General features: G+C 57.1%; 15 protein-coding genes. 9 read left to right on the top strand and 6 right to left on the bottom strand.

Going from position 1 to position 13,195, the window contains the following annotated elements; all coding sequences use genetic code 11:
- Nucleotides 1-70: 70 nt before the first annotated feature.
- Nucleotides 71-892 carry a hypothetical protein gene (locus ACVIGA_RS40530; protein ID WP_456670438.1) on the bottom strand — a complete coding sequence of 274 codons (822 nt, stop codon included), beginning with the start codon at nucleotides 890-892 and terminating at the stop codon, nucleotides 71-73.
- Between the two features lie 387 nt (nucleotides 893-1,279).
- Here ACVIGA_RS40530 and ACVIGA_RS40525 point away from each other — a divergent pair, with 387 nt between their 5' ends.
- Nucleotides 1,280-1,432, top strand: coding sequence for a hypothetical protein (locus ACVIGA_RS40525; RefSeq protein WP_456670437.1), 153 nt, complete (start codon nucleotides 1,280-1,282; stop codon nucleotides 1,430-1,432).
- 1 nt (nucleotide 1,433) lies between these two features.
- On the top strand, nucleotides 1,434-2,219 hold the full coding sequence (locus tag ACVIGA_RS40520) for a hypothetical protein (RefSeq protein WP_456670436.1): 786 nt from the start codon (nucleotides 1,434-1,436) through the stop codon (nucleotides 2,217-2,219).
- Between the two features lie 378 nt (nucleotides 2,220-2,597).
- On the opposite strand, the gene ACVIGA_RS40515 is transcribed toward ACVIGA_RS40520, so the two are convergent.
- Nucleotides 2,598-2,765, bottom strand: a complete 168-nt coding sequence (locus ACVIGA_RS40515; protein WP_456670435.1) for a hypothetical protein — start codon at nucleotides 2,763-2,765, stop codon at nucleotides 2,598-2,600.
- Between the two features lie 34 nt (nucleotides 2,766-2,799).
- Here ACVIGA_RS40515 and ACVIGA_RS40510 point away from each other — a divergent pair, with 34 nt between their 5' ends.
- The 5 genes from ACVIGA_RS40510 (at nucleotide 2,800) to ACVIGA_RS40490 (ending at nucleotide 7,400) form a co-directional block, all read left to right on the top strand.
- Nucleotides 2,800-3,864 carry a DNA-primase RepB domain-containing protein gene (locus ACVIGA_RS40510; protein WP_456670434.1) on the top strand — a complete coding sequence of 355 codons (1,065 nt, stop codon included), beginning with the start codon at nucleotides 2,800-2,802 and terminating at the stop codon, nucleotides 3,862-3,864.
- Complete coding sequence (locus ACVIGA_RS40505; protein ID WP_456670433.1) at nucleotides 3,747-5,021, top strand: VapE domain-containing protein; 1,275 nt, start codon at nucleotides 3,747-3,749, stop codon at nucleotides 5,019-5,021. The genes ACVIGA_RS40510 and ACVIGA_RS40505 overlap by 118 nt, the downstream gene beginning before the upstream one ends.
- Nucleotides 5,022-5,765: 744 nt before the next feature.
- A complete protein-coding gene (locus ACVIGA_RS40500; RefSeq protein ID WP_456670432.1) occupies nucleotides 5,766-6,443 on the top strand; it encodes a hypothetical protein in 678 nt (225 codons plus the stop codon).
- A gap of 259 nt (nucleotides 6,444-6,702) precedes the next feature.
- Complete coding sequence (locus ACVIGA_RS40495; protein ID WP_456670431.1) at nucleotides 6,703-7,191, top strand: hypothetical protein; 489 nt, start codon at nucleotides 6,703-6,705, stop codon at nucleotides 7,189-7,191.
- Entirely contained in the window at nucleotides 7,188-7,400 is a 213-nt protein-coding gene (locus ACVIGA_RS40490; protein WP_456670430.1) for a hypothetical protein, read from the top strand. Before ACVIGA_RS40495 ends, ACVIGA_RS40490 begins: the two co-directional genes overlap by 4 nt.
- A 324-nt stretch (nucleotides 7,401-7,724) precedes the next feature.
- On the opposite strand, the gene tnpC is transcribed toward ACVIGA_RS40490, so the two are convergent.
- From tnpC to ACVIGA_RS40470, 4 genes are all read right to left on the bottom strand, one after another.
- Complete coding sequence (gene tnpC / locus ACVIGA_RS40485) at nucleotides 7,725-9,197, bottom strand: IS66 family transposase (RefSeq protein ID WP_224925014.1); 1,473 nt, start codon at nucleotides 9,195-9,197, stop codon at nucleotides 7,725-7,727.
- Between the two features lie 110 nt (nucleotides 9,198-9,307).
- A complete protein-coding gene (gene tnpB / locus ACVIGA_RS40480; protein ID WP_224925012.1) occupies nucleotides 9,308-9,664 on the bottom strand; it encodes an IS66 family insertion sequence element accessory protein TnpB in 357 nt (118 codons plus the stop codon).
- The gene (tnpA, locus tag ACVIGA_RS40475; RefSeq protein WP_224925010.1) at nucleotides 9,661-10,098 is read right to left on the bottom strand and encodes an IS66-like element accessory protein TnpA; all 438 of its coding nucleotides are present in this window, start codon (nucleotides 10,096-10,098) and stop codon (nucleotides 9,661-9,663) included. The genes tnpB and tnpA overlap by 4 nt, the downstream gene beginning before the upstream one ends.
- A gap of 356 nt (nucleotides 10,099-10,454) precedes the next feature.
- Entirely contained in the window at nucleotides 10,455-11,564 is a 1,110-nt protein-coding gene (locus ACVIGA_RS40470) for an IS110 family RNA-guided transposase (RefSeq protein WP_173643979.1), read from the bottom strand.
- Between the two features lie 236 nt (nucleotides 11,565-11,800).
- Between ACVIGA_RS40470 and ACVIGA_RS40465 the strand changes: the two genes are divergently transcribed.
- Nucleotides 11,801-12,238, top strand: coding sequence for a hypothetical protein (locus ACVIGA_RS40465; RefSeq protein WP_456670429.1), 438 nt, complete (start codon nucleotides 11,801-11,803; stop codon nucleotides 12,236-12,238).
- 62 nt (nucleotides 12,239-12,300) lie between these two features.
- Nucleotides 12,301-12,474 (top strand): hypothetical protein, encoded by a 174-nt coding sequence (locus ACVIGA_RS40460; RefSeq protein WP_456670428.1) that lies wholly within the window; start codon nucleotides 12,301-12,303, stop codon nucleotides 12,472-12,474.
- Nucleotides 12,475-13,195 lie beyond the last annotated feature (721 nt).

Below are 13,195 nucleotides of genomic sequence, written 5' to 3'. Positions count from 1 at the left end.
TTCGATCATTTCGCAACTGTTCGGCTACTAACGTCTTAGCTTCGACAACCGCGACCGATGCGACAAGCCGTCATCGTTGCCTATTGGCAGAGCGACCAGACAGACGGATGTCCGCGACCGGCCAATCGGCGAACCGAATGCGATAGCATAGGCAACGGTGTGAACGACGATAAGCTAAGGAATTCGCGCGCCGAACGCGCTCGACCAGCGCAGCCCTCTTGTGGCTCGTTAAATCGCTCCACCAAGCATCGGACATGCAAGTGTGTTCAACGTGCTCGAAGGCGCATTGAACAGCCAGCGATGCCATCTGCTCTTTTGGCAGAGCAACAAAGGTGTCCACGAACTTTCTTGGTGCCGCCTCGCCCTGGAGCCAAGTGAAGACAAGTACTGCTGCGCCATCGGCAGCGAGCAGGTGCATCGCCACATAGCAGCAATCGTCAGCAAGATTCTGCACGCGTCGTGCGGTGAAATCGTAGTGTGGGCAAAAGGCGCCAGCGGCCACCACGGCAGGCGGCGCATCGAAGCGCACGATGAGGCTCTCAACATCCCCAAAACGTCGAGCTGCAATCAACTTTTCTGTGCGGCTCAAGGCCGGGTGCGCATCATCCAAGGCCTTCTGGTTACAGATAGAAATCCATGAATATCTGACATCCTGCGGTTCTTCCGATTCCCAATCAAGCTCCCTCTCCGCTGACTCAAGCTGGTTGCTGCGCTGATAGAATTCAGCGGCCATTGCTCGATAGTGCAGCAGCGCCAGTTGCTCAGGCGAAAAGACAAGCGGCGTGTCTTCAATGGGCGCAAACAGTTTCTTGTCGTGACCAGCGCAGAAACAGTTCATGGTCGAGAACTCGCCTATGCCAATCTCTACCGCCTCAAACTTGGTTCGCTGCATCTTCATTATAGCAAGCAGCGAGTTTGGAACGGCAACGATATGCCCATTCCGCGAGATTTGCCTCAGTTGGGAACGAGGAACGATGTGCGCACGGACGATGTGGCCTCGACATGGCGGCTGGTAGCGAGCGGCAAGGCACTCCTTCGTCTTGAAGATACGTTGGTGCCTCTCGGCAAAGCGCCACAGCTGAGGTGGAATCGACATAGCCCGCAAGATAGGGCCTTTCGCACAATCCGCACAGCCACGCCGGTGAGAGTGCGGATAAGATAGCATCGGCCGCTAAGTATCTGATAATTCAATGATTTGGCACGCGCGTTTTCGACGGTGTTGCCAAGACATGAGCAGGACGCGAGGTAGTTCTCAGTTTTGATGGAGGACAACCTACATATGGAACACGATCCGCAATTCACAATTCGACTACTCGGCTGGCAAATCGAAGCACAGGGTGCCGTTGGCATCGTTGGCGTAGTTGCAGCGTTAGCGTTGCTGAGTTTTATTATTGCTTTCGTTGCGATGCACGCTGCATCTCTGACATTCTGAGATGATCGCCATGACCACCTTGGGCCAATTAATCGACTTCTATGTGGCTGATCCGAATTCCGGACTCAGCAATCTCAGCTATCGAGCTCGCGAGAACAGCCGTCGTTACTTGCGCCGTATCAAAGCTGAAAAAGGAGCATACCCCGTCGAAGCGATCAACTCTTCCATGCTTGTCTATTGGAATCAGATGTGGGGCCGTGACGGTAAGAATGCCACAGCTCGCGCACTCAAATGGCAATTGAGGTCTCTGTTTGCCTATGGCGCTATTTCAAAACAGGACACGAAGTGCATTGAGCTACTCGAAGCCATCAAAGGTATCCACAACGAAACGGTCGCGAGATCCACAGCGAAACTGAGCATCGAACAAGCTAAAGCGATTATCGCGAAGGCTCACGAATGGGGTGCGCATTCCATCGCCTTTGTGCAAGCATTGCAGTTCGAAACTCCTTTGACGCAACGTGATTGTCTCGGCGAATACGTACCATTGGAATATCCCGGCTGTACCAATGTTATTTGGCGTGGAATGAAGTGGTTGCACGGCCTTCGCTGGTCCGAGGTTAGTGACGATTTGGTTCTGCGACGTAGGAACCTCGAATTGGATTTGAAGAACGCGCCGTTGGTGTTAGCCGAATTGGATTATTGGACGGACTTTCGCCGTGGCGACAGTCCCGTGATCATCAGTGAAGCAACCGCCTTACCATGGGTTGCTTCCGAATTTCGGCGCAAATGGCGTCGTATTGCTGATGCCACTAGGGTGCCCGCGAGTCTAAGAAATATGGATAGCTGAAGCGGCGCAAGATAAGCGCGGAAGGTGCGTGACTTGGCATATACCGCTGCGAGTGCAAACCCGCACGCGCAATACTCCCGCAAACTCCCCGGTGTTCGGCTACTACAGGATTAGCCGTCACCGTTCGATCGGAACGGATCGCGACCACTTGTGGAAAAGTCTACCCCTTCCGTGCAGGACCGTGCGTGACCGTGCAGCGCGCATTTTCGCGACCTTGTGAGATCGGCGCGAAGCAGTGACGGTTGCTGATGCGAAATTCGTAACAGCAACGGAGGCACACACATGGCGACCCTCGAATATCACCGGCAATGGCGTGACCGCCGACGCGCTGAACGTCTCGCACACAAGGCCGTCGCCCTGGCTGCCATAGACGCGATGCTAGAACGCGTCGCCGCGGCCGAGCCAGACGTTTTCAGGGGAGTACTTGAACAGGCTCATATCGTCCGCGAAGCCCTTGAAGCGGCCCTCGCCGCCCGCGCTACCGCCGCGCAGTAGCCATCGAATGAAAAAGGCGACCCGGGTCGCAACCGGGTCGCCTGTAATCACTCAACGCGCCTTCCGTCCAAGAAAGAACGCAACCGTGACCGTACACAATCTGCCGCAGCATTTCAACTCCTCCGTGCCACCGCAGAGTTATGAGCAGGCTTACTCGTTTGTCGCCGCTCTCACACAATCTGATCCTGATCGCGTCTTGATCGATGCGAGATGCTTTCATGATGCAAACAAGCCCACCGCAGCAATACCGCGCCGTGGCACATTACGCGACCTTTGGTCAGAACTGTGCGCATGGAACAACGTTGGATTTGGCGTGTTCCTGTGCATCAATGAGATGGACGGAAGCGGACGCTATGAGATCGCCAACGTCAAGACGATACGTTGTCAGGCTGTAGATTTAGACAATCTCAGCGCACAACAGAACTATGAGCGCGCGGCGCAATTCAACCCGCCCCCGTCGTTCGCTGTACAGTCATCGCCCGGAAAACTGCATATCTACTGGCAAACGCAACACCACACCGACCGCAATAAATTCACGCTGTTGCAGCGCAAGCTAATCCAGCATTTCGACGGCGATAAGACCGTCATCGATCCATCGCGCGTGCTGCGACTGCCCGGCTTCCTGCATCTCAAAACGCCAGAACAGCCGCATCTTGTGACGTGCTGGTCATTGAGCGGCTACGGAAGGCCGATTGCTCCGGGCATGTTGGAGATCGCCCTGGCTCGCGTCCCTGTGATTGATGGCACTGGCGGAAGGCATCCGTTGGGCGAAGCGTCATTGCAAGCACCATCGCTTGATCTTGCCATGCGAGCGCTCAACGCCATCGATCCCAACACGCTTGATCGCGGTAATTGGATTTCAGTTACATCCGCATTCAAACAGGCCGCTGGAGTTTCGCAACGGAAGCACAGCTATTTGACGTGTGGTCACAATGGTGCGCGAGATACGCCGCGAATGATCCCGCCGAGAATTCGAAAAATTGGCTCAGCATTCGAGAAACTGAGATTGGATGGAAATCATTCGAACGCCGCGTGCCCCACATCCACGCAGAAATTATATTCGGCGAACGCAAGCCTGATCAGCAGTCATTATCTCCACCGATGCCGCTCACGCAAACGCCGCGACAGTTGGACGGCTATGAAAACGTGATATCGACGGTAACCAATGACAACGGAAAGAATACTTTGATTGAGGCAGTCAGGATGCTGCACAACAACCTGCCCATTGCGTTCGATGAATTCACGCAAACTATCTCGGCAATAAATCAACTGGCTTGGGACAAAACTTCCTCATATCCGCGACAGTGGACGGAGACGGATACGATCCACTGCCAGCTATATGTCCAAGCCTGCTCTATTAAACCCGGCAAGGATACTGTTCACGACGCAGTAAGGATCATCGCGGACAAGCACAAAAGACATCAAGTGCGCGACTATCTCAATATGCTTCAATGGGATGGTATCGAGCGCTTGCCGCTGCTCGCAACTCGGTATTTCGGAACAGAACGGACGCCCTACACGTGCGCTGTTGGCGTGAAATTCATGATCGGCGCTGTTGCTCGCATTATGAAACCCGGCTGTAAAATGGACAACGTAGTCATCTTAGAAGGCGCGCAAGGTAAACTGAAATCATCATCCGTCGCCGCGCTCGCAGGATCAGATTGGTTCACGGACGAATTGCCGGACCTGCAAACAAAGGATGCCGCAATTCAATTGACAGGGAAATGGATCATTGAAGTTTCTGAACTGTCTGCCCTAAAACGTTCGGACGTTGAGACGATCAAGAAGTTTATGAGCCGGTCAAACGACCGATACCGCGCGCCATATGAGAAGATCGCGTCTGACCACCTTCGGCAATCCGTGTTTGTCGCCACAACCAACGATGAGCAATACCTAAAGGATCAAACCGGCAACCGCCGTTTCTGGCCACTGGCTTGCGGCACAATCGACGTTGAGGCGATTAAGCGCGACCGCGATCAACTATGGGCAGAAGCGCTCGCGCGCTATCGCAACGGCGAACGATGGTGGTTTGACGCAAGCGAGGAACATCTAGCACGCGCTGAACAAGAGAAACGCCGCGAGGTTGATCCGTGGCAAGAAAAGATTAGTTCACACGTCAGTGCATTGGCCGGATTGCCAACCACCGTAGAAACGATTTGCGTCATTCTCAACATTCCCTTTGAACGACAAAATTCGAACGTCAATAAGCGCATCGCAAATTGCTTGAACCAAGTCGGCTATTTCAGAAAGCAAATTCGCTACGGTGAGAAACGCGATTGGCGATACGTGAAAGCGTCCACTACCTGACGCGCGCATGGCCCGGCGTCGTCCGGGCCATTTTTCTCACTTCCATAGTTTACGCATTTGCTATTTGGACGCTGATTTGCCGTCCGGACGGGGGTTTGTCACCGCGTCACCAGCTGTCACCGTGGTGACGCCTATATTACCTCGCTTCTCTATATGCCCTCCCCATAGATCGCTATTCGCATTCCGATTTTTACTGGTGACAGTGGTGACAGTGGCGATGACACCAAAAATGCAGGGCATTTTCTGTCACCACTGAAAACATTGCCGTGGTGCGGCGGTGACACGGAAATATAGCCCGCCCTTGCCCGTCCGGTCGTCGCGGCTGTGCTCCCCTTAGCCACGCGCTGAGTCATTTCAAAACGATAGCGGTGATCTTCGCGATCAATCTACCAACCTATGTTGCGCTGGTCATTGCCATGGTCAATCGATGATCACGCAGAATTACTTGCGCACTACTTAGCGTCTTGCGATTGCAATCAGTAGAGTGATGGTCAGTCGACAAAAAATAAGTAATTCCAATAGTATAACAACGATTATCGTGTTGTACGGTCTCCGCGAAGCACCTATGCATTGAGTGCCGCCCGGACGATTGACCTTCCGCGCGGCGCAACCTTGGAAGGTCAAGCACGCGGGGATTTCGCAATGTCAGTCGAACTAACTCAGAGCGTCATGGACGGTCGGGGAACGAACATCACTGTCACGCACACACGGAGTGACCAGCGGTCAGGCGTGTTCGCACCGACGATGACCGGCACCGTCTTTGAAACGCTGATCGCCGCGCTTGTCACTGCCCTGGCTCTTTTCGGTCAGAACGTCAGCGTCGCGGTCGCGCAATTCCTGCCGAACGTTGTATCGAGCCATATCCGCGCGGCCGTCGTCAACGTGCTCTCGCAGGCCTTCAAGGCATTGCAGAAGGCGGGTATCGCGGAGGCAGTTGCCGTAGCCAAGGATTGGGCCATGGCGCTCACGGTCGATCCCGCCACGATTGCAACGGAAGCCGTGAGAGCGAGAGCAACGGCCCTTATGGACGGGACGGACATCGCGGGCAAGGCAAGGCTCTTGCAGGGCTTCAATGAGCAGCAACTCGCCGGAACCATTGAGGTCGGAATTTTGGACGATCTTCCGCTCGATATCGCGACCATGGCCCGCGAGCGGTACGTGGTGCTGCGGCACATCAGACTTGCAGGCTTGCAGGCGGATTATGCGCTCTCACCGTCCGCAGATGCCCCGCTCGCCACGGGTCCAGACCCCGAATCTGCGATGGCAGCAGCAAAGGCTTCGGTCGCTAGGTTGAAACAGCGCTCCGTGAACATCGATACCGTCGCAACCGTTCTCAACAACGTTGTGAGTGTTGTTGCAGTTTCTTGCGAATGCACTCGCGATCAAGCGTATTCGCTCCTCACCACCGGCAAGATTGCATAACCAACGCAACGATCGGACGGTGATCAACACCGTCCGATCAATAACATCAACAGGCAGATCATGCGCGGACCACGGTTGCCACATCAAATCGTTTTGCGAACAGCATCGCAGTTAAGCGCGCCCGAGATCATGGACGCATTCTGTTGCTCGAAAGCTCGATTGTCCTCATGGAGATGTAGATTCGGTTTTCCACAATCTGTTCGCGTCCCCCGAAGCAAAGCAGACGGGACCGGCGTTGCGCGATGGCCGAGTTTCACTGATGCTGCCGCAATCGCGCGCTGGGCCGAACTTCACGGTTGCGCTGTATTCTGGATTTGAAATCATGAGCAGCAACGTCACGCCGTTATCGGCCGATCTTATCGGGCGCGATGGCAAGGGTAGATTTGCCAGCGGCCCCGGAAATATTGGGCGGCCCAAGGGGGCGGTTTCGCGCCATGCTCGTGACCTCTCTGCTCTCGTAAGAGCCATTCCGGCAGAAATAGCCACTCAGAAGCTAACGGAAGCAATTAACAGCGGAGAACGCTGGGCTTTGCAATTGTACTTCGCGCTAATGCTCCCTAACGGCATCACAATCGAAATGCATGGAACAACGGTGGAAGACATCGACGGCGCAATGGCCTCGGGCGATATCTCATTTGAACAAGCCAAAGCGATGATCGCAAACAAAAAGGACGTCAAATCGATTAACGAACTTGATGACCATCGCGCATTGCTGAACGAAATTCTGGAAAAACTACAAACACGATGAGCGCGCTTTTGCTGGAACGTGATCGTAGGGTTTTGCGCGATATCATTGCGATCATCAGGCCGCGCGGCAGCCTCGCAGCGAAGCTCGAAACGCTAACCGATGAGCAACGCGCGCACTATGAGTATTATTCCGAACGCATGTCAGCATTCATCGCCCGTAACGATATCGATCCGGACGGCAATCCCGGCAACGCCTACGCAATGACGTAAGCGCTGTTCCGAACACACAGCTTCGAGACGTTAGCTGATCTCTACGTTTTTCGTTTGTGGAGGGCTGCCAGCCGTTCCGCCTCAGCTAGTGCTGCTGCCTTGGTTTTAAATGGACCAACGTCGTGTTCTTGCGTGTCGGGTAGCCAAGCAGGCAAGAACCACCAACCACCCGGGCGGTAACTCGTGCTGTTCCTAATCGACCCGATATGATCGGCTGTAAACCAACCGGGATCGACCCCGTCCTGTTGCCACAAGATGTTCTTGTCGCTCACCGGCGCGCCTCAAGAATGTTGGTTCGTCGATTTTCTTCGCTTAGGCCGGATTCTAGCCGCTTCCGTAGTTCCATGGCAACAAACTGTCGAGCTGGCGGTTCGGGTGACCATTGACGATTCTGGTGAGGACATCGGTGATATAGGTCAGCGGGTCAATGCGATTCAGCTTACAGGTTTCGATCAACGAGGCGATGACGGCCCAGTGCTGAGCACCGCCGTCGGAGCCTGCGAACAGCGCATTTTTCCGGTTCAGCGTGATCGGGCGGATCGAGCGCTCGACGATGTTGTTGTCGAGCTCGATACGGCCATCATTGATGAAGCGCGTCAGGCCCTCCCAGCGTGAGAGCGCATAGCGGATGGCGTCGGCCAACTTGCCCTTTTGGCTGATCAACGCGAGCTTTGCGCGGAGCCACCGCTCGAAGGATTCCGCCAGCGGGCGGCCTTTCTGCCGCCGAACGAGACAGCGTTCCTCGGCGCTGCGGCCACGGATGTCCTTCTCGATGGCATAAAACTCGGCGATATGCTGAAGCGCCTCGCTCGCAATGGGCGCGGGGCCAGGAGCGGCAAGTTCGTAGAAGTTACGCCGCATATGCGACCAGCAGAATGCAAGCTGAACGTCGCCACGTTCGGCCAGCTTGCCATAGCCGGCATAGCCATCGACCTGCAGGATCCCACTGAAGCCTGCCAGATGGGCGATCGGTCGGTCGGCCTTGCGGTCGGGGGCATAGACATAGGCGACGCCCGGCGGATCGGCACCGCCCCATGGCCGGTCGTCCGCCGCATAGGCCCAGAGCTGACCGGTCTTGGTGCGCCCCCGGCCGGGATCGAGCACCGGCATCGTCGTCTCGTCAGCGAACAGCTTTGCCCGTTGCTTAAGTTTGCCAAGGAGGCGCTCATGCAACGGACGCAAATGGAAGGCTGCCTGCCCGACCCAGTCCGCCAGCGTCGAACGGTCGAGCTCAATGCCTTGGCGGGCGTAAATCTGTGCCTGCCGATAGAGCGGCAGGTGATCGGCATATTTGGACACCAGCACCTGGGCGACGGTGGCCTCGGTCGGCAATCCGCTCTCGATCAGCCGCGCTGGGGCCGGCGCCTGCATGATGCCGTCCTCGCAAGTCCGGCAGGCGTATTTGGGTCGCCGGGTTACAAGGATCCGGAACTGCGCCGGGACCAGGTCCAGCCGCTCAGTTCTATCTTCGCCGATCCGATGTAACTCACCCTGGCAGCAGGGACAGGTCCTATCCTCGATGTCGACGACGACCTCAATCCGGGGCAGGTGCGCCGGCAAGGCACCACGGTTGCCGCGGCGCTTACGAACCCGCACCTCACGGCCTTCAGGTGCGCTGACGTCCTGCGCCGTCTTGCCGTACGCGGCCACCTGCTCGACGTCTTCCAGGCCCAGCAGCATCTGATCTTCAGGCAGCGTCTCGGCTCGCGGGCCAAACCGATGCCGCTGCAATTCCTTGATGATCTGGCGCAGCCGTTCGCTCTCGCACCGCTCGGCAAGCAGCATCGCTTTCAGCATCTCGGGATCGTCAGGCAGGGCGTCGCTCACACCCAATTCAGAGCATATTCATCGCCATCTGGCGACGCGTCCGACGCTCCTGATTCACTTCGCCGCAGCGCTGCCAGCAACTATCCCGCTTGCGTTGGCGCCGACGTCTCCCGTGCCTCATGCACAAGCCGCCAGTCGAGCCCTTCCAGCAGCGCCGACAACTGCGCCGCCGACAGACGCATCACGCCGTCCTCGATCTTCGGCCAGCGGAAGATCCCTTCCTCGAGCCTCTTAGCGAACAGACACAGACCCGTTCCGTCCCAGAACACCAGCTTGATGCGATCCGCTCGCTTGGCCCGGAACACATAGACCGCACCCGAGAAGGGGTCAGCCCGCATGCTCTCACGCACCAGGGTCGCAAGCCCTTCCATCCCCTTGCGGAAGTCTACCGGTTTGGTCGCCACCATCACCCGGACAGCACCCGATGGGCCGATCACCGGTTTGCCTTCAGCGACTGCACGATCGACGCAATCATAGTCGCGTCCGCGCCACGACCGGCTCGGATCGTTATGCCGTCAACTTCGATCTCGATGATCCCGGAATCCGCCTTGGGCTTACAGCGCACCACCTTGCGCTCTCGGCTAAAGTCAGGTGTCGGCACCACGGCATCCACCACCGCCGGCACAAACTGTACTTCTTCTGTCCCGGATTGACCGCCCACGGCTTCTCTCAACTGGCGTCGCCAGCCAAACAATTGCTGCGGCGACAATCCATGCCGTCGCGCTACCGAGCAGACCGAGTCGCCACTCGTCACGATCTCTGCAACAATCCGTGCCTTGTCCTCGTCGCTCCACTTCCGCCGACGACCGGCTCCGGTGAAGACCTCCAGCCGCCGCGCCGGCTCGGTGATAGCATTATGCACTGTGTCCATTCTAAGCCTAACGGTCCAAACCGACCGCAGACTCGCAGATCACCCCCTCATCTGGTAGGTGGCCCCTGAACAGCGCTCTGATGTCCGCTGTCAAGGATTAGAACGCAGAGCACCGCCCCGATCGTCGTCGATCGGCTATTCATAGAGATGGTCGTGCATAGGTGGAGGCGGAACCGAAGGACGTCGGTGATCAAGCTCTGATGCGCGGGTTGGCTACCGCATTCCCGATTGTGCGTCCGAGGTCTGCTCCTATCTTACTGCGGGCGTCGGCGCTCTTGCCGGCCACAAAGCGTCTGACGGGCATTCCCTCTGCCGTGGTCCCGCCTCCGCCCATGCACGATGATAAGGGCGCTCGATCAGGCTGTCTGCACTTGCCTGGCAACCGCCCACATGAACCCCACCAGTTCACGGGCGATAGCGGTGCAGACCACCGTCGTTCGTTTGCCGCGCGCCGCCAGCTTCCGGTACCGGGCCGTCAAGCGGCTCTGCGCCTTCCAAGCAATCTCTCGCACTGCTGGCGACGTCTGTTCGAGCCGGTATAGTTTTGTCTTGCCGATCTTCGGCGGGTGTCGATATGTCCAGGCGCTTTCGACCAACATGTGGCGAACACGGCCGTTGCCGGCCTTGGTGATGCCGCCACGTCTGACAGCCTCTCCCGTCGATCGCTCGCTTGGCACCAGACCGAGGTAACCCATAAGTTGACGTGGGCCCTCAAAACGGCTCACGTCACCGACCTCGGTTGCGAATGTCACTGCGACGACCAGATCGACGCCGCGCAATGTTTGAAGCGCCCGCACGAGCGGCTCCAGAGACCAGGTCGAGACGAACTCTTCGATCGTGCGCTCGAGCCGGTCGACCCGGTCCCTGGCGACGCGAACTGCTTCGACCATTTCTTGTAGCGCGATCTGATGTGCGGGGTGGTCGAACTGTTGTTCCTGGAGCCAACGCAAATAGCGCATCGTCCAGCCCTTTTTGCGGGGATAGGTGCGGCCATGCTTGAGCATGAAGGCGCTCACCTGCTGCCGGTGGATGCGCAGCGTCTCAACCGCTGCCGATCGAGCGCGAACGAGGTCGCGCATCGCTTCGTGACCTTCATCGGGAACCCATACCGCCGTCAGCTCGCCGGCGCGTAGCAGCCGCGCGAGAGAAACGGCGTCCCGGCGGTTCGTCTTCACACGATCACCCGGCTTCCTTGGGATCAGCGACGGCGCCACCACCGTGCATTGGTGGCCGAGCGACCGGATCAGGCGATAAAGACCATAGCCAGTCGGGCCGGCTTCGTAACAGAAGTGGACGCGGTCAAACCGGTTGGCGATCCGCCCTAAGACGCGGCGCATGTTGGTGGCCGAAGCATCAACCTCGCCGAAGAACCGAACCTCCCCCTCCCGGCCTGCATCCGCAATCGCGACGGCATTTCTCAGCTTGGCCACATCGATTCCGACGAATGCTTCCCTATAATCTGCCACGGCTCGTCCTCCTGTGATGAGGATCGGCTCGGTTCGCCCGAGCAACCCTCGGACGCGCAGTGTAGGGCGAGCCACCTCATCGGTAGAGGCGGACATACGGTCTTACGCAATGACGCTACGCAACTACGGTCCGCGATTGCCCGAAACGATCAGCAAGGCTTTGTTCGGCGACATGCCGCGAATTCTGATCACGATGACGGATTATCAGGCCGAACAAACTTACAAGGAATACTGCGATGCTTTACTACGTTGAACAGCCCAAGTTGTACGTTCTCGTCCTAAACGGAACCATCTTCAAAATTCAGAGGGCTGACCGCAACGAAGCGATCAACCTGCACGCAATTGTCGTCGAATCCTTCGACGCAACAACTGCTCCAATCCACGTCAACGCTTACAATCGCTTGTGTCTGGACGGCTTCGCGCTGACCGACGTAATGGCTTGGTTGTATCGCAGAATGCCAACTGCGAGCGACAAGGCGTTCAACGCTGCATTCATGCGGTTGTTTCCCAACTCCTCGGATATCACCGACATCATTCGCGCAGTGTGCCGCGTCGTTGCGGACATTGAGCACACTGCTTTCGGCGATTGCGCTTGGTTTTGCGCGAAGATCCGCGATGGGCACGCGGCAGAATTCGAGGAACTTCGCGCAGCGTGGAAACAGCAATTTAACTGAATGCAAACGGCTGAAGGACGGGGCCGTCTCAACACGTCCGAAAACAACGGAGATAGTTACCCATGGCAACGAAATTGACCAACGAAGAACACCGCGAGGCTGGATTGTCGCATCTCGAATATATGCGCGAATTGCTAGACCGCGACGGCGATAAGGCAACGTTGCACCTGCACGCAGCGCACATGCGATCATTGCTTGCTGCCGCAATCCCCAACAAGAATGCTCCGGCAGTTTAGTCGCTTTTTCTGCCGGTCCATGCAACCCCGGACGTGATGTCGGATGCACACATCACGTCCGGGGAATGTATTTTGAGAGCCATATCGCAAGGACGACCAAACGACCTCACGCCAATCACCATCGCACCAATAATCGAACGCTACGCGCATCTTCGCGTGCCGGACGAGCGGAAATTGTCGCAGTGCGACAGCATGTCCGCAGTTAGAGGTAGACCGGAAGTGACCGGTCCACTGTCAAACCGACGCGATTGACCCGAAGCGGCCATTCCTTTCTTGACTCAATTTCCCATCGTCCATCGCTCATTTGATGCGACGGTTTGCGAGACCCTAGGCGATCGGCATACCAACGCCACCACCACCCCTGTGAGGGCGCTCGAAGAAACCGGACGGCGCGGATGGAACTGCGTTGATGCAGGCACTCGAGCAGCTGTGAATCAGGAGGGGAACGTAGTCTGTGCCGACCCGCTGCGTTGTCCAGAATGGCTGAGGAGTTCTTTCACCGAACGGCTGATCGCAAACGCTGCAGGTTGCCGGTAGCAGGGCCTCGATCGGGTCCAAAAGGCGCGGGAATGGCAATCGCGTCTTCCTGTTCCCATAAAGCGCGCGTGTGCTCATCCTGCTGACCTTCAGGTTCGCGCACCGTGTGACTTCGTAAGGGAGCCAATGCAGCGAATAAGACGTGTAGATGTCCAACTCTCCGAGCGACGCCATTCGCCCGATC

The sequence above is a fragment of the Bradyrhizobium sp. USDA 3240 genome, from assembly GCF_054063295.1.
This window is presented reverse-complemented; position numbering and strand designations above follow the sequence as displayed.